Origin of the sequence: Lysinibacillus sp. NPDC093197, from assembly GCF_044754025.1 — a bacterium.
GTDB lineage: Bacteria > Bacillota > Bacilli > Bacillales_A > Planococcaceae > Lysinibacillus.
Genome location: NZ_JBIVOH010000003.1, coordinates 434,631 through 450,837, shown reverse-complemented (window position 1 = coordinate 450,837; position 16,207 = coordinate 434,631). Strand labels below are relative to the sequence as shown.

General features: G+C 36.6%; 15 protein-coding genes. 7 read left to right on the top strand and 8 right to left on the bottom strand.

Annotated elements, in window-relative coordinates:
* Positions 1-48: 48 nt before the first annotated feature.
* Positions 49-2,235: an MMPL family transporter gene (locus ACIP9G_RS12065; protein ID WP_401019582.1), complete on the bottom strand. Its 2,187-nt coding sequence runs from the start codon at positions 2,233-2,235 to the stop codon at positions 49-51.
* A gap of 123 nt (positions 2,236-2,358) precedes the next feature.
* On the opposite strand from ACIP9G_RS12065, the gene ACIP9G_RS12060 reads away from it, so the two are divergent.
* The 3 genes from ACIP9G_RS12060 (at position 2,359) to ACIP9G_RS12050 (ending at position 5,044) form a co-directional block, all read left to right on the top strand.
* The gene (locus tag ACIP9G_RS12060; protein WP_340821285.1) at positions 2,359-2,976 is read left to right on the top strand and encodes a TetR/AcrR family transcriptional regulator; all 618 of its coding nucleotides are present in this window, start codon (positions 2,359-2,361) and stop codon (positions 2,974-2,976) included.
* 410 nt (positions 2,977-3,386) lie between these two features.
* Entirely contained in the window at positions 3,387-3,815 is a 429-nt protein-coding gene (locus ACIP9G_RS12055; protein WP_173478809.1) for a helical membrane plugin domain-containing protein, read from the top strand.
* A gap of 44 nt (positions 3,816-3,859) precedes the next feature.
* Positions 3,860-5,044 carry an NAD(P)/FAD-dependent oxidoreductase gene (locus ACIP9G_RS12050; protein WP_340821284.1) on the top strand — a complete coding sequence of 395 codons (1,185 nt, stop codon included), beginning with the start codon at positions 3,860-3,862 and terminating at the stop codon, positions 5,042-5,044.
* Between the two features lie 151 nt (positions 5,045-5,195).
* Here ACIP9G_RS12050 and ACIP9G_RS12045 read toward each other — a convergent pair whose 3' ends face one another.
* Positions 5,196-5,816: a hypothetical protein gene (locus ACIP9G_RS12045; RefSeq protein WP_401019578.1), complete on the bottom strand. Its 621-nt coding sequence runs from the start codon at positions 5,814-5,816 to the stop codon at positions 5,196-5,198.
* A 91-nt stretch (positions 5,817-5,907) separates the two neighbouring features.
* Here ACIP9G_RS12045 and ACIP9G_RS12040 point away from each other — a divergent pair, with 91 nt between their 5' ends.
* Positions 5,908-6,879: a quinone oxidoreductase family protein gene (locus tag ACIP9G_RS12040; RefSeq protein ID WP_401019575.1), complete on the top strand. Its 972-nt coding sequence runs from the start codon at positions 5,908-5,910 to the stop codon at positions 6,877-6,879.
* A gap of 131 nt (positions 6,880-7,010) precedes the next feature.
* Here the strand turns inward: ACIP9G_RS12040 and ACIP9G_RS12035 are convergent, their stop codons facing one another.
* Positions 7,011-7,805: an EcsC family protein gene (locus tag ACIP9G_RS12035; RefSeq protein ID WP_401019573.1), complete on the bottom strand. Its 795-nt coding sequence runs from the start codon at positions 7,803-7,805 to the stop codon at positions 7,011-7,013.
* A 74-nt stretch (positions 7,806-7,879) separates the two neighbouring features.
* A complete protein-coding gene (gene pdxR, locus ACIP9G_RS12030) occupies positions 7,880-9,238 on the bottom strand; it encodes a MocR-like pyridoxine biosynthesis transcription factor PdxR (protein WP_401019650.1) in 1,359 nt (452 codons plus the stop codon).
* Between the two features lie 96 nt (positions 9,239-9,334).
* Here pdxR and ACIP9G_RS12025 point away from each other — a divergent pair, with 96 nt between their 5' ends.
* Positions 9,335-9,916 carry a GNAT family N-acetyltransferase gene (locus ACIP9G_RS12025; RefSeq protein WP_401019570.1) on the top strand — a complete coding sequence of 194 codons (582 nt, stop codon included), beginning with the start codon at positions 9,335-9,337 and terminating at the stop codon, positions 9,914-9,916.
* A 155-nt stretch (positions 9,917-10,071) separates the two neighbouring features.
* The gene (ldmS, locus tag ACIP9G_RS12020; RefSeq protein WP_401019567.1) at positions 10,072-11,226 is read left to right on the top strand and encodes an L-aspartate--L-methionine ligase LdmS; all 1,155 of its coding nucleotides are present in this window, start codon (positions 10,072-10,074) and stop codon (positions 11,224-11,226) included.
* A 289-nt stretch (positions 11,227-11,515) separates the two neighbouring features.
* On the opposite strand, the gene ACIP9G_RS12015 is transcribed toward ldmS, so the two are convergent.
* The 4 genes from ACIP9G_RS12015 to ACIP9G_RS12000 all read right to left on the bottom strand — a co-directional run bounded on the left by ACIP9G_RS12015 (position 11,516) and on the right by ACIP9G_RS12000 (position 14,769).
* Positions 11,516-12,223, bottom strand: a complete 708-nt coding sequence (locus tag ACIP9G_RS12015; protein WP_401019564.1) for an ABC transporter permease — start codon at positions 12,221-12,223, stop codon at positions 11,516-11,518.
* Positions 12,220-13,068 carry an ABC transporter ATP-binding protein gene (locus ACIP9G_RS12010; protein WP_401019561.1) on the bottom strand — a complete coding sequence of 283 codons (849 nt, stop codon included), beginning with the start codon at positions 13,066-13,068 and terminating at the stop codon, positions 12,220-12,222. The genes ACIP9G_RS12015 and ACIP9G_RS12010 overlap by 4 nt, the downstream gene beginning before the upstream one ends.
* A gap of 144 nt (positions 13,069-13,212) precedes the next feature.
* Positions 13,213-14,169, bottom strand: a complete 957-nt coding sequence (locus ACIP9G_RS12005; RefSeq protein WP_340821276.1) for a LytTR family transcriptional regulator DNA-binding domain-containing protein — start codon at positions 14,167-14,169, stop codon at positions 13,213-13,215.
* Positions 14,170-14,196: 27 nt separating this feature from the next.
* Entirely contained in the window at positions 14,197-14,769 is a 573-nt protein-coding gene (locus ACIP9G_RS12000) for a dienelactone hydrolase family protein (RefSeq protein WP_401019558.1), read from the bottom strand.
* Between the two features lie 464 nt (positions 14,770-15,233).
* Here ACIP9G_RS12000 and ACIP9G_RS11995 point away from each other — a divergent pair, with 464 nt between their 5' ends.
* Positions 15,234-16,067 (top strand): alpha/beta fold hydrolase, encoded by an 834-nt coding sequence (locus tag ACIP9G_RS11995; RefSeq protein ID WP_401019555.1) that lies wholly within the window; start codon positions 15,234-15,236, stop codon positions 16,065-16,067.
* The last annotated feature ends 140 nt before the right edge of the window (positions 16,068-16,207 follow it).

Here is a 16,207-nt window from a genome sequence, read left to right as displayed (position 1 = left end):
TAGCAAAAGGCATCAAGATTGATGCCTTTTGTAAAATCATTTAAAGCGTTAATTCCCTCTTTTAAATAGGGCTCCTGGCCAAAATGCATATTTGCCAAGCACTGTTGTAATAGCTGGGACAAGTAAAGGTCGCACGATAAACGTATCGAGCAATATACCAATAGCCGTCACAACCCCGAATTGTACAAGTACTTGAATTGGTAGTGTAGCAAGCACTGCGAACGTACCTGCTAAAATAAGCCCTGCAGATGTAATAACACTACCTGTATGCACAACGCCTTCTTCTACCGCTGTTAAATGATCCTTCGTTTTTCGTTTCTTCCAAATCTCTGAAATCATGAAGATATTATAATCCTCGCCAAGTGCAACTAAAAATACAAAGGCATATAGCGGAATAGAGCCTGCAATTGCCTCTGCCCCCATGACATAATGCAAAATAAGCCAACCTGCGCCAAGTGCACCAAAATAAGAAATAATGACTGTAGCGAGCAGATATACAGTTGCTGTTACTGAACGTAAATAGACAAATAATAATAAAGCTATTAAAGCAATCATTGTCGGCATGATGACAGATTCATCACGCTCAGTAACTTGTTTGGTATCATATTGACTTGCTGTTTCTCCACCAATCCATACGTGCGTATCAGCGTCTTTAATACCCGTGTCTTCAAGTAACTGAACTACTTCAGCCTTCAGCTCTGGAATATGTTCTAAAGACTCTTTTGCATAAGGATTTGCATTCAATGATAATTCATATAATTGAATAGAGTTGTTTTTCGTACCAATTTGTACATCAGAAACATTATCAATATATGAAATATTTGCAAGCTGTTGTTGTAAATTGATATCACTACCTTGCGTGTCGATGACTAGCTGAACAGGTGCTAGTTCACCAGGTGAAAAATTTTCTTCTATTAAAGTGAAGCCCTCACGTGACGGCATATCTTCTGGGAATGAAGACAATAAGTCAAATGTATATTGAATGCGTGGTACAAATGATGCTAAACCGCCAAGAAGCAGGAGAGTGATAACAATAACAATCCATGGCTTATGTGTTACAAAGCGTCCAATTTTATGACTAACTTTATGTGAAGATTTATGTTGTTTTTTGCCTTTTCTCTTTGCCATTTCCTCTGTACGTGGCGTGAATGGGAAAAAGGCTACTCGCCCTATAACAACGAGAATCGCTGGCAATACAACAAGTGCAGCAATTCCCATTACTAACACGCCAAAGCTAAATGGAACTGCGAAGCGTTGGAATGAGCCATAATGGGCAAGACTAAGGGTAGCTAAACCAATAACAACCGTTAGGGCACTCATCATAATAGCGCCACCCGATTCCTTAACAGCGAGCTTCATCGCTGCAGCTTTATCCTCAACTTCAAATAAAATTTCACGGTATTTTGAAATTAAAAATAAGCAATAATCTGTTCCTGCACCAAATAGTAAAACTGTCATAATCGATACAGCTTGTGAATCTTTATCAATCCATCCTTGCTCTGCAATGAAACCAAGTGTTGGGCTAATTACACCGTAAGCAAGCCCTACAACAATTAGTGGGATAATGGCAAGTAATGGAGAACGATATATTAAAATTAATAACACTAATACAAGAAGCACTGTCGCTATCATTAATTTCACATCAGCTTGTGAGAATAAGCTAACAGCATCTGTTGCAATACCAACTGGACCAGAATAACGAACATGAAGAGCGTCACTTGTTAAGTCTTTATCCAATTGCACATTATTCGAGTCCATTGTTTTCGTTAAGGAATCTAGGCTCTCTTGTAACATATCTGTTGCAACACCTTTTTCAAAGAACACAGGTGTGACAAGAGTGGAGCCATTGTCAGATGTAGATGCAGAAAAAGCCTGTGGAGGCATTGCATCATAAGGTGGTATGAGCGTTTGATGCTCTAAAGGATTTGTTTTAAGTTCTGCGTAAACCTTTTGGATAGCTGCAAAATCATCATTTGTTAGGCCGCTTTCTCTATGCCAAACGAGTAATAATGGTGTCCCTGCATCATTAGGGAATTCTTCAGCAATAATTGCTGCTGCTTGCTCGGACATCTCAGTATCAGGTAAATTTTTACCGGACTCACTTTCAATACTGTTAATTTGTGGCCAAGCAAACGAGAGGACAACAACAAGTAAAACCCAGCATCCGAGTGCTAAAAAACGCCCTTTTTTACTTGCTACCATTGAGCCCCATTGCTCAAGAGGGTGTTTTTTCATGAGAAAACCTCCGTTTCGTGTAATTATTATTAATTATATATACTAGAAGGTTAATTAATCAATAAAGAAGTTTTGATATGTTATAATATGTTTAAAAGAACACATTATAAGGAGGCGATCTTGTTGAAACAATCACCGCGTGTTCTAGGAAGACCTCGCCATGATGATAAGTCTAAACCTACAAAAGATATTGTCTTAGAAACAGCAACGATGCTATTTATTAAAGAGGGCTACAAAAATGTATCCATGGACGATGTTGCGAAAGCATGTAATGTTACGAAAGCTACGATTTATTACTATTACCCAACTAAAGGGGATTTATATACATCGGCTTTGGTTGAAATGATGCATAGAATTAGGCTGCATATTGAACGAATTTTAGAACAGCCCATTCCATTCAAAGTGCGATTAGAACAACTAGTTGAAGTACATTTATCGGCAACTGTTGATATTGATATGAAGAACTTTATGCGCGAAGCTACAATTAATTTATCAAATACTCAATTAAAAGAAGTCCATACATCAGAAAATGAAATGTATAAAACGATTGAGCACTCGATGCAAAATGAAATGGAAAAGGGCACGATTCGCAATGGGAATGCTGAATTTTTTGCCCATACATTTATGGCATTGATGTCAGTGGGCTATTTTAAAGATGGGGAAGGAAAAAGATTATTTCAAACAGTGCCTTTAGCGGCGAAAGAGATAATTGATTTCTTTTGGTTATCTGTCGAAAAGTGAGAATATTTGTAGGTAATAACATTTTTTATAGCGTATTGGTTTTTAAAGGGGATTTCTATTTTGGATTATTTTACTAAAACAAACAAATAAAGAGCGCGGATAACTAAAAATGGTTTACAAATAAACTATTTTTAAAAGATTGTGCTGTAGTTGATTGAAATAATGCGTAAACAGTCTTATAATGGATGTTGTAATATCACCAAGATAAGAGATAAGGATGGAATTGTGATGCGCTTTGTGCAAAATGCAGTAAATATTGTAATAATAAATCATGAAACTCGCTTTCCAGCCCTTTGTGACTGGTGTGTAAGATATCCGCTGTAAGGACTGTTAAGAAGATCGCTTAATGGTCTTTTTTACATGGAGGCAATATAAAAAATAGTATTAGTGACGGCAAAGGAGAGTTCAAAATGTCAGAAACGAATAACCAAGCACAGTCTGAACAATTAACTGTGAGTCAAGAGCAATTAGATGTACTAGACCAACTATTAAAGCCTGAGGTGCAAGAATCTCTAACAACTTTAGTTGAGCAATTACCAAAGCTAACTGAAATGATGACGTTATTAACTAAATCATATGAGTTTGCTCAAGCTGTTGCAACTGATGATGTACTAAAAAGTGACACTGTTGGCGCTGTAACAGAAATGGCTGCACCAGTAGTAGGATCAGCTAAACAACTTGCTGCAACTGCTATTGAAGCAAAAGATCGTGCTTCTGAAAGCAATGAAGTAATCGGTTTATTTGGTCTTGTAAAAATGATCAAAGACCCACAAGTTCAAAATGTTTTCCGTTTTGTAAATGCATTTTTACAAGTAAACGCTGAACGTAAATCTAAATAAGGCCGAGATATATTCAATTCGTAAGGACGGAGGATTAATTAATCATGTCAAAAGAAATCGTCATCTTAGGTGCTGGTTACGCGGGTGTATTAACTGCATTAACAGCACGTAAGTATTTATCAGCTGATGAAGCTAAAATCACTGTAGTAAACCAATTCCCAACTCACCAAATCATCACTGAACTTCACCGTTTAGCTGGTGGTACTATTGCAGAAGGTGCAGTAGCTTTACCGCTTAAAAAAATCTTTAAAGGTTTAGATATTGATTTACAAATCGCTAAAGTAACTAAATTCAATGTTGATACTAAAAAGGTTGACCTAGATAATGGTTACACTTTATCTTATGATACATTAGTTGTTTCTTTAGGTAGCCAAACTGGATTCTTCGGTATCCCAGGATTAGAAGAAAATTCAATGGTACTTAAATCAGTTAACGATGCAAACAAAATTAACCGACACATTGAAGATCGTATTAAAGCATATTCACAGTCAAAAGACGAAGCAGATGCAACAATCGTTATCGGCGGTGGCGGTTTAACAGGTGTTGAGCTTGTTGGTGAAATCGTGGACAACTTCCCGAAAATCGCAGCAAAACACGGCGTAAACTTTGCAGATCTAAAAATTAAACTAGTTGAAGCTGGTCCTAAAATTTTGCCAGTACTTCCAGATGTACTTATCGAACGTGCAACTGAAAGTTTAGCAAAACGTGGTGTTGAATTCATCACAGGTACTCCAGTAACAGGTGTTGAAGGTAACGTTATTTCACTTAAAGACCGTGAGTCAATCGTTGCTAATACATTTATCTGGACTGGTGGTGTAGCTGCACTTCCAATGGTAGCTGAATCAGGTCTTGCTGCTGATCGTGGCAAAGCAACAATCAATGAATTCCTACAATCTACATCACATGAAGATGTATTTGTAATCGGTGATGCTTCTGTTGCATTACCAGGCGATGGTGGACGTCCACTTTACGCTCCAACTGCACAAGTTGCTTGGCAAATGGGCGAATGCGCTGGTTACAACTTATTCGCACAATACAAAAACCAAGAGATGAAAACATTCTCTGCGGTTAACTCTGGTACTCTTGCAAGCTTAGGTCGTAAAGATGCAGTTGCTACTATCGGTGCTAGCAATACACAACTTAAAGGTCTTCCTGCAACACTTATGAAAGAAGCGTCTAACATTCGCTATCTTACACACATCAAAGCGCTATTCGGCTTAGTGTATTAATTTTCAATAAATAACTAAATTAATGCCCCGTAGATGTTAATGAAAAAATGAACATTTTACGGGGTGTTTTATTGCTAAGTTTGCCCATAAAGCTACTTTTAAACGAATGTCTCGTTTAAAAGTAGCTTTTTTAAAATAGAGAAATGAAAGATTAGTTTTGAAGGTAAATTTTGAGCTTTGTTAATATAGTCTGACACGTAGAAATCGATTCTAGTGTATTGTTCGTTATTTCGAGTGAATGATCTGCATTTGTTGCTATAGTAAGTTGATGGGACTTTAGCTGATGCAGCTTTTCATTGGAGAAATGAGGGTCAGCTGTTCCAATTGCTATGAAGCTATGTCGATTTACTAAGTTTTGCATAATGTGTTCAAAGGATAGTGGTGGTGTTAATAGAATATAGCGAGAAGGAATAATGGCCTCCTGTTGCATATAATAGTCGACGATTGGAAATGCTCCGAGCGATTTTCCAACGAAAACAGCTTCCTTGTAAGCATTTGAGTGTAAATAATATGTAACGATAGAATTGGCGGCATTATAAACCATTTCTGAAATAGCTTCTGGTGGCTGATTGAACTGCTGTTGCTCAAATGTATAACAAACTTGGACAACATCATAGCCTAAGTCTAGCATTAGTGTAGTAGCGTAATGCATTAGCGGTTTATCATAGTTATAGCCTGTACCCGAGAACATAAAGCAAATTTTATTACTATTCATATCAAAAAAGTTGTAAGCAATATCGTTGTAAATTTCTTTACTAGGTTTGATTGTCATCATAATCCCCCTTAAATTAGTAAAATGTAAATATGTAACTTTTTTATATAAAGTTAGTTATAATTTCAATATAACAGGAAGGAGGTAAATTATGAAGGCTGTTACAATAAATGCTTTTGGACCGCCGTCTGTCCTAACAGTGGTGGATTGTCCAAAACCGATGATTGCAAAAGGGGAAGTGCTAATACGTACGTCCTATACGAGTGTAAATTTTGCTGATATTAAAAATCGAACTGGAAATAAAGCAAAAGCTAATTTTCCTATGATTCTTGGTTTAGATGTAGCTGGTGTTATAGAAGAGGTTTTTGATGAGCGCAGTGATTTTAAAAAAGGGGACCACGTCATTGCTTTTCCAAAAAAAGGTGCATATGCTCAATATGTTGTAGCAAATGAACAGCTAGTCTTTCGCATTCCGAATGGTGTACCTCTTGAAAAGGTAGCTGCTATACCGACTGTTTTATTTTTGTCCTACATTTTAACGCATCGCATCACGCAAATTGGTACGGAGGATAGTGTTTTAATTCATGCCGCGTCGGGTGGAGTGGGGACGATGCTTATTCAAATGGCGAAAAAGCGTGGGGTAAAGAAAATTATAGGTACTGTTAGCTCTGTAGAGAAAGCAACCATTGCTTATGAGCTAGGCGCACATCATGTTGTGACATATGAAAATTTTAGTGCCCAAGTTAATGAATATACGGATGGTCTTGGTGTCGATGTTGTTTTCGATTCAATTGCAGGAACGATTACAGAAGAGAGTTTTAATTGTTTAGCGCCATACGGTACTCTTGTGCAGTTTGGTAATAGTAGCGGTAAAGCGGGCAATATTAAAACATCTGATTTACATAGTAGTTGCCGTAATGTAAAAGGCTTTAGCTTAGGAACGACTCGGGCTTTAAAGCCGGAACTATTACAACAAGTAGCTCCAGATATTTTTACACTATTGCAGGATGAAAGTTTCCAAGTGCCGATAGCAGCAGTGTTTGACTTAGAGGACATGGAGAAGGCGCATGAGTTGATGGAGAGCCGCCAGCATCAAGGGAAGATATTAATTAAAATTGTGTGAGTGCCTGTCACTTAGCTCAGCAGGCAAATTGTAAGCCGCAACAGTCGCTGTCGCGCCAACTGTTGCGTCTTACTTTGCTGCATTCCCTCAGGGGAAAATAAATTGTTTGAGAATTGTGTGAGTGACTGGCACTATTTTAGCTTTTCGTATATTCTTCTTTTTCGGTAAAGCATGATTCCTGTTTCTGCTACATCTTGCATCATACCTTTATTAGCGTATGCTCCGAAAATCATACCTGCTATCGGAACCATTTGGAAAAGCTTTTTCCAGCCCATTTGATCACGATAAGTGAAGAAAACTTCCTGCCAACCTTGAAGCTGTGAAATCATCTTTTCGGATACGTTATTATTGTCGTGCATGGATGAAATTTCTTCTAAAATAGCTTCTTTACCTACAATATCAGCGGAGGTAAATTGTAGGCACTTCACAATGAAAATACGTTCCATTTTATCATTAGGGTCAAAGCCATGAATAATTGCTATTTCTTGCAGCGTTTTTAAAGCCATTCCTAATATAAATGGGATATCAATCGCCAATGTGAAAATGCCGCCAAAGCCAGTAGAAGCCCCTTGGACTGTTGCCAATTTTACGCGTTCTTTTTGCAGCTTATCACTTAGAGCAATCATCTCCTCTAAAGGAATGTTACCGATATCAGAGATTGTAAAAATATTTGGATACGAAGAATTATTACGGATTTTTTGAATCATCGTTTGCTCATTGATTAAATATTTTCCTCCTGATTGAACATAGCTCCCAAGCTCATCAACAAGTAAAGCTAGTTTTTGTTGAATAAAGGTAGGGGTCATCTTATCCAAAATTTTAAAAGGAATACGCCCTAATCTTTCCCAAAACCATAATCCTTTTTGGTCTTTTTCCCACGCTTCAATTTCTTGTAAATAAGTTTGTAGTTGCTCCTGATTCTCCATTTATCTTTTCCCCTTGTGAGTGCATTTAGTTACAATACGTAAACTAGTTTAAAAAGTTTCAAGTTCATACATATCTATTGCCATACAGAAGCAAGTAAAGTAATACCCTCATCAATTTGCTCAATTGACAATCCACCATAACCTATAATAATCATGCCGTGTTCAGTAGGGTGTTGAAATGAAGTAGAACAAGGATAGACATTGACTCCTACCGCATGAGCAAGCTGGATAGCGTCATGCTCTGACAATCTTTTTGGCAATTTTACAATAATATGTAGCCCAGCATTTTCACCGATAATTTCAAATTCCTCAGAGAATTGACTACGAAGAGCAGCAAGTAACGTCTGCTGTTTTTTTCGATAGATAGTACGCATTTTTGCTAAATGTTTATCGAATAAGCCTTGCGCAAGAAAATCTGCTAGTACAAGCTGATCTACCTTTGAGACGACTGACTTTTGTTCTTGATGGAAGCGGGTAAATGGCTCTACTAGTGACTTAGGCAAAATCATATAGCTAATACGTAGAGAAGGAAGAAGTGTTTTTGAAAATGTGCCAAAGTAAATGACCCGCTGTAGCTGATCCATGTTCGCGAGAGAAGGGATTGGAAGGCCCTTATAACGAAATTCAGAATCATAATCATCCTCTATAATAAATGCATTATTTAAGGTTGCCCATTGTAACAGTGCAGCACGGCGTTCAATCGACATAATCATACCTAGTGGAAATTGATGTGCTGGTGTTGTGTATAACATGTGAATAGCTTTTTTAGGTACAGTAATGCCTGAGTTATCCACAGAAATCGGATGTGTTAGTAAACCACATTGCTGTAAAGTGGCCCTTACTCGTTTAAAACCTGGTTCTTCTAAACCAACTTGGGTTTGTGGCCCGAAGTAATGGCATAGAGCCTGTAGTTGGCTTTGTGTACCGCTATAGACAAATACTTGTGATGCATCACAAGTAACTCCTCTAGAACGTTCAACATAGTGGGCAATCTCTTGTCTTAATGTAGTTTCTCCTTGCCACGGACTTGTTGATAAAACATCCACAGTAAAGTGTTTTTTCATTAGCTTATGAAAGGCTTGTAGTGGGAAAGCAGCTTTATCCACATGCCCATTATTAAAATCAAATTTCACTATGTCATTTGTTGGCAAGGAAACTGAATCTTCTGTTTGAACTTGCTGTAGCCATTCAAACTCAAATGGCGCTATATAGTAGCCTGAGCGCTCTTTACTATATATATAACCTTCTGCAAGCAATTGCTCATAGGCTACTTTAATTGTATGAACACTGACATTTAATGTTGTTGCAAGCAGACGTTTTGAAGGTAATTGTTCATGTGCTAAAAGTTTCTGCAAAAGAATAGCTTGTTTAATGCTTTCATAAACCTGTACATATTTAGGAATATGTCCTGTGAACGAAATTGCAAGTTCCATCATCTATCAACTCCTTGGTATGGTCTGAATTTTAAAAATTGGTTATGTTCATCATATCAGAATTACCGTTTAATAATGAAAAAGGAGTGAAGGTCAATGAATTTCAGCGCTTTAGAAAATGAAGTCGTTTTATTAAGACCATTAGTAAAAGAGGATGTACAAGGGCTACTTACAGCAGGAAGTTATCCAGAGATTTGGTCGTATTTGTCCACAACGATTGAAGATGAAACGGGTGTGCATAACTTTGTGGAAAAGGCATTGTCTAGCAAAATGCAAATGGAGGAGTTTCCATTTGTCATTGTGGATAAACGTTCGGGACAGATTATAGGCTCAACAAGGTATATGGATATTGATAGCAAGCATAAACGTCTAGAAATAGGAAATACATGGATTACTCCTGCGTTTTGGCGAACTGCTGTAAATACCAATTGTAAATATTTATTACTAAGCTATTGCTTTGAGGTAATCGGTCTACAACGGGTCCAAATTAAAACAGATCATGAAAATACACGTTCTCAAAAGGCAATTGAACGTATAGGGGCAACGAAAGAGGGCGTTCTTCGCAATCATATGGTACGTAAAGACGGTTCGACTCGGCATACGGTAATGTATAGTATTACGATCGAAGAATGGCCAGAAGTAAAAGCTCGAATCGAACAGTTATTGGGTTTGGGCTAATTAAAAGTCTTTCTCCATTTGCTTTACTTACTAAAAATAAGTAAAAAAATGGATATTTACTAGTCTTATAATCTAGTTTTTGTCAAATTATGTGTGAGTAATGGTATTCAAGGGTAGATTACTTAAAATCTATTTTTGAAAAGTGGGGGAAAAGTATGTTAAAGCCGAAATTAACATTACGACAAATTTACGGTGATAATGCTGTGTATACACCTCGTACACCATATAGCGATAATCCGTGGATGATGGATGATTGCCATAAACTAGATGCATTAACAGCAAGGGAAGTCGCCATCGCGGATATTCCTGTTTTAGTGCACCGTGCGACGCAAACGGCGAAGGCTAAAAAAATACATGAATTAGCGGGTTTAACATGGGTAGAGCAGCCGTATACGTATGAAACACAAGAAGAATATTTAGCACAATTAGATGCATGGTGTGAAGAAGGAAAGACGATTGTTTGTCAGTATTTACATGACGCAGAGCATATGAACCGTAATTGCTATTGGATGGATGCCGCCAAATTTAATGAGCTAAATACAAAAGCATATATTGATCATTTAATTGATAGTAAATACGTACCAAGCCGTTTAAATATCGAACTATATAGATTATCGGATGCAATGAAAAATTGGAAGCCACCTGTTGTGCTCAAGCCTGGAGATGATTCGCCCACTTCTGGTGGATACGGCGTCATCATATGCCAAAATCAAGATGAGTTAACAGAGGGTTTACGTCAATTTCGAATGAACGGGACGGAAAGCATTATTATAGAAGAGTTGTTACAGGCAAAAGATAATTATAGTTGTCAGTTCGTTTATTGTGAAGAGCTTGGTATCCAGTATTTAGGTGCTTCTCAACAAATGACAGATGACAATGGAATTTATGAGGGGAATGTCATTGTAGAAAAAGTACCAGAAAAAGTGATTGAAGTAGGTCGCCATATAATGGAGCGTGGTGTGGCAGAAGGTTTTGTTGGTGTAGCGGGGTTTGATTTAATCGTAACGGAGGCAGGAGATGTGCAGGCGATTGATTTGAACTTCCGCCAAAACGGCTCTACCTCTATGTTAATGTTTCATGAAGCATTAGGTAAACCTGTTAATAAATTTGCTTCCTATGCATCAAAAGGTGCTGAGGATAATGAAGCATTTTATCAAAAGATTGAACAATTAATAAAACAAGGTGTTCTATTCCCATTAGCTTTTTATGATGGTGATTATTTTGAAAACAAAGTAGCATCACGATTTGTTGGTATTTGGTATGCGGATGCATTACAAGAAATCGAAGAACTTGAAGAGCAATTGCTTTAATGTTAGAAAAGAATGGTCGTTACGTTGCATTTAATTGACGTTGATTTCGCTACGGGCGGCACTCTCCGTTGCAATCAACTAGTAAAATTGTTTGAGTGCCTGACACTTATGAAAAATCCACTACACTTTCCGCTGGCACTCTGTAAGCCGCAACTCTTGCTGTCGCTTGGTCAAGTTGCGGCTTACATTGCGTGCGTAATGAGCAGGAGTCTACGGGGATTTTCCCTGGCAAGTTATAAAATACATGATTTGTGTGGAAATTGTTTGAGTGCCTGGCACCCTGTCCCTGTTAATCTACCATTCTTTTTTTATAAACAAATCCAGTAACAATCCAAGCTACTATTGACCAAGCAATAATAGTAACGATAGGAATAATGTAATCCATTGAAGAGTAGTTACCTTCTAAAGCCTCTGCTAGAAGAACTAGTTGAGCGCTTGGAAGCCACTTTGCAATTTCTAGCACTGGATAGACAGAAGCTAAAGTTAAGGCAAACGGTCCAAATGAGAAAATAAACATAACAGGCAACACGATAATAGATGCTTCCATAATTGTTTTTGCAAATAATCCACATAATGTTCCTAAGGCGATGTAGAAAACGATAGAAAGTATTAAGGCGATAGCTAATATGAAAAGATTTGCTGGCTCGTAACCAACAAGGAAAATCGACAAGCCTACTACAACAACCGTCACAATAGAGACGAACAAGCTTTTACCTATTAAAATATCTCCAAGTGAAGCAGGAGAAAGCATTAAACTTCGGAGTGTATTTTTCTCCTTTTCTTCTGCAATTAAACAACATTGTACATAGGCAGTAACAACTGCAAACACTAAATTTATTGGTAAAAAATAAGCGTCGATACTATTTGTTCCGATTTTGTTATAAGCAAAAGCTAAAATAAGAGGTAAAAAAATCATAACAGAGACTGCGTAATTTCTTGAAAATTCCTTGTAGTCCTTCATGAAAATAGCTTGAATACGTGTTATTGATATGTTCATATTAGATCACTCCCTGTTATTTGCATAAATATATCGCCTAAAGTTGGCTCATTTGTGTATATACGTGCAACTGCATTTTTTTGCATCCAATGAAATAGTTTTTGCGCATCCTGATCGCCATTTTGAATCGTTTCAGATTGGCCATTTTTCAATTCAACAGTAATCGTTTCATCTCCAAAATCTTTTTTTAATTGCTTCGGTGAACCGATTGCACGAATTTTTCCTTGATGTAAAAAGGCAACACGATCACAAAGTATTTCTGCCTCACTCATATCGTGAGTTGTTAAAAAGATTGTTGTTCCGAGTTCATTTAATTTCCGTAAGCCATTATAAATATGCTGCGTATTCACTGGGTCAAGTGCAGATGTTGGCTCATCTAAAAATAACAATTCGGGTTTATGCATAATGGCACGAGCTAGTGTGACACGTTGAATCATGCCTTTAGATAGCTGACTAACTTTCTTTTTACGTTCTGGGTAAAGATTAACAAAATCTAAAGCGTCTTTTACTGCTGTATGAGGTAATTGATACAAATTACTATATAGTAATAAATTCTCTTCAATTGAAAGCCGTGTATACAGCCCGCTATTATCCGTCAAGATACCAAAGCGCTGACGATTTTGACTATATTTCATTTCACTAGCAGGGCGATTAAATAATGATACATCTCCCGCAGTTTTTTCAGTTTGCGCAGTTAATATTTTAATAGTAGTTGTTTTACCTGAGCCGCTTGGACCAAGAAAACCAAATATTTCTCCTTTTTTAATAGTGAAGGAAACATCCTGTAATGCAGCTTCACTATTAAAGACCTTTTTTAAATGTTGAACATCAATTACTGTCTCCATGTGTAAACCTCCTGTGGTTGTTGATAGCCTAACTTTAAAGCACGATGGAGAGGTAAACATTAAATTACAGGTGAAAGGCGGAAAAATGAGCTTCAATGGAGTAATATTTAGCTGACAGGAGTCGTTTATTTCCTGGGAAATCTACTATATTCCGAGTATTTCTTTTAAATCTGCTAGTTTGTTTTTCGACAAGGGTACAATTGTTTTTTCGTTGCTATTTAAAGCAAGACTGTAGCTATTGCGGGTCCAAGTGATAATCTCACGTACTTTTTGCAGGTTAACGATATAAGAACGATGACTTCTAAAAAAGCCGAATGGTGTCAATTTTTGTTCTAAATCATTAAGGGACATTGTGCATGGATAGGCTTCATTTGCAACATAGACGCTCACAACACCTTCGACACTTTCAATGTAATCTATTTCTGGTGGATTAAATAAAATGATTTTGTCATTTTTCTTTGTTGGGATTTTATCAAGTCGTATAGGTGCATTTTCGTTATGTGTAGGAACTGTTTCGATTTCATCCTCTTTTACATCGAGTGCATGCAAACCTAATGCATCTAATCTATATATTTCGTCGCACGAAATAATTAAGTCCTCTAAATTGTTTGAAAGTAAAACAACAGATTTTTCTTGGTTTTGAAGTGCCATCAAAAGCTTGAGAACATTTTGTTTTGAAAATTCATCTAAGTTTTGTAGGGGTTCTTCGATTATTTGAGTAGGTGCTAGATTAAGATATGTATGTAGCAATTTTAAACGTTGTTTTTCCCCATGTTGAAGTTTAAGTATTTTAATATTCCTCTGATCAGACAAAGAAAACAGCTTTAAAATTTCCTCTTTATTGTGTAGAGGCGCTGTAAAAAGTTTCATAGAAAAATGAATATACTCTCCTACTGTTAATCGTTCGTATAATGCACTTTCACGAATATGCGTATATGTCTTTTCTTGCTTTGTAAACCATTGCATTAAAGTATTGATTTTCGTTACATCTGTGTAGATGCCTACAATAGCTCCTATATGCAATGGAAGTTGAAAGCTTGGATAAATGACATTTCCTGATTCCGTGTAAGGATCGATTTCTAAAAGCTGTGGTTGATTCAAAGTGATAGCCTCCACCTCATAAAAGATTTATAAAAATTTTTTTATATACGTCTGCGCCAGCATAGCACTTTCTTGATGAAATGAAGCGTTATAACGATCCATAAATCCATGTTTCCCTGGAAATTGAATAGTTTGTACAAAGTGTTGATGCTTTAGTGCATGACTCAATTTTTCGACATTGAAACTAACCTCATGACTAGGTAGAAGAATAAGTGTCGGGCAATTTGGTTGCAAGTCAAGATTTTGGCGAATGCGTGAGCCGTAGACGCAAACAACACGATATAACGGCAGCGTAGCAAGTCGCCAAGCAAGTGTTGCGCCTACACTATAACCGATTACTATAACTTTTTCATATTGTTGTATGGCAGTACTTAGTTGTGTGAAAAGTATTTCCAAAGGAGCATCGAAGCCAATTTCATTAATGAAATACTTGTAAGCTTCTTTTTCCTGATTATAAGTAAAGCTTTTTTCATCTGTGTAAAGTTGCACACATTCTACCTCGGTTTGCTTATCCATAAAGGCACATGCCTGTTCTCGAATAAAATCATTTACTCCATAAATTTCATGTAAAATAAATATTTTTCTATTTTTTCTATTCAATTGAGACTCCTTTTTTGCTTTTTCAAATAGTGTATCAAAAAGTAATTATATCGTACATTTAATCCATTAAAAGTAAATTTATGGTTTGGTAATTTATGTAGTAATAAAGTTTTATATCAATAAGTAAATTGCTCACATGATTTAAATGTTTATTATTGGAAATATGCTTAATAACAATTGTTTTAGAGGATTTAGGAAATGGGAAATGGAAAAAATAATAAATTTTAATTATTTCGAAATAGTATTATCGGAATGAAAAGTCGAAGGTATTTTTCAAATGCTGCTTTAAAAAAAGAGTAACGTAAGTGTTAGTATAAGAAAAAATTTTTTGACTTTTTTGAAATAACAATGTAAAAATAACTTTATCTTTATTCGGCGAATGTTTAGGTGAGGAGATGGATGAAAGTTCACCTTCACAATGGGCTTCAAAACGCCGCATGATTTATATGAGGAGGATGATGGAAATGGAATACCAAACAATTGAAGTGAATGGTAGTGCATTACATTTTGCAGATTATCCAGGTGAGAAAGGTACTATTATTGCCGTACATGGTTTAACCGGCAACCATATGCAAATGCATTATTATGCTGAGCTTTTGAAAGGCGACTATCGTTTTATTTCGGTTGACTTAAAAGGGCGTGGTAATAGTGCACCAGCACCTGCAAATACAGGTATTGAGTTACATACACAAGATATATTAGCGTTGCTTGATGCGTTAAACATTGAGAGCCCGATATTAATGGGTTACTCAATGGGGGCATTTATCATGGCGAATGTTGCGAGTAAACGAAAAGATGTAAAAGGGGTCATTTTACTTGATGGAGCAGCAACTTGTACAGATCATCAACGCCAAATTGTTGAACCATCACTAGGTCGAATTAGCAAACCGTATGACTCAGCGGACGCGTACATCGAGGAAATAAAAGCAATTTATGGTCGCCTAGGCGTTGAATGGACAGATCATTTAGCAAGCGTAGGTCGTTATGAGGTTGCAATACAAGATGAGCATTGGGAAAATAAGTCTGACGAAGAAAAAATCCGTTTAGATTTCCAAAGTTTTTATGACTACAAGCCTGCAGAGGTTTTTGAAAAAGTGGAGTGCCCAATACTTTTAATTCATTCAACTGGTGGTATTGGAACAATGCCCGCATTATTTTTAGCGGAATCTTATACAGAAACGCTAAAATATGCCAAAAATATTTGGAAATTCACTTCAAATAGTAATCATTACACTTTAGTTTTTGAAGAAAGAAAAGATGTTAACCGAGTAATACTGCGGTTTTTAGAGAGTTTCTAAAAAAAGAGTTGCAGTTTTTAAAATTTTATGCGAATAATTAAATAACAAATATTAAATGCCTATCGAGCAGCTTTAGAAAAACGACCTTTTTCTACTTTCCCTGCTTGACTGTTGGCTACACTTTTCTAAACGTACGGTAC

Bases quoted from the DNA above. Each gene is read 5' to 3' on its own strand.
- ACIP9G_RS12065 (WP_401019582.1), bottom strand. From the start codon at position 2,235: ATGAAAAAACACCCTCTTGAGCAATGGGGCTCAATGGTAGCAAGTAAA.
- ACIP9G_RS12055 (WP_173478809.1), top strand. From the start codon at position 3,387: ATGTCAGAAACGAATAACCAAGCACAGTCTGAACAATTAACTGTGAGT.
- ACIP9G_RS12050 (WP_340821284.1), top strand. From the start codon at position 3,860: ATGTCAAAAGAAATCGTCATCTTAGGTGCTGGTTACGCGGGTGTATTA.
- ACIP9G_RS12045 (WP_401019578.1), bottom strand. From the start codon at position 5,816: ATGACAATCAAACCTAGTAAAGAAATTTACAACGATATTGCTTACAAC.
- ACIP9G_RS12040 (WP_401019575.1), top strand. From the start codon at position 5,908: ATGAAGGCTGTTACAATAAATGCTTTTGGACCGCCGTCTGTCCTAACA.
- ACIP9G_RS12035 (WP_401019573.1), bottom strand. From the start codon at position 7,805: ATGGAGAATCAGGAGCAACTACAAACTTATTTACAAGAAATTGAAGCG.
- pdxR (WP_401019650.1), bottom strand. From the start codon at position 9,238: ATGGAACTTGCAATTTCGTTCACAGGACATATTCCTAAATATGTACAG.
- ACIP9G_RS12025 (WP_401019570.1), top strand. From the start codon at position 9,335: ATGAATTTCAGCGCTTTAGAAAATGAAGTCGTTTTATTAAGACCATTA.
- ldmS (WP_401019567.1), top strand. From the start codon at position 10,072: ATGTTAAAGCCGAAATTAACATTACGACAAATTTACGGTGATAATGCT.
- ACIP9G_RS12015 (WP_401019564.1), bottom strand. From the start codon at position 12,223: ATGAACATATCAATAACACGTATTCAAGCTATTTTCATGAAGGACTAC.
- ACIP9G_RS12010 (WP_401019561.1), bottom strand. From the start codon at position 13,068: ATGGAGACAGTAATTGATGTTCAACATTTAAAAAAGGTCTTTAATAGT.
- ACIP9G_RS11995 (WP_401019555.1), top strand. From the start codon at position 15,234: ATGGAATACCAAACAATTGAAGTGAATGGTAGTGCATTACATTTTGCA.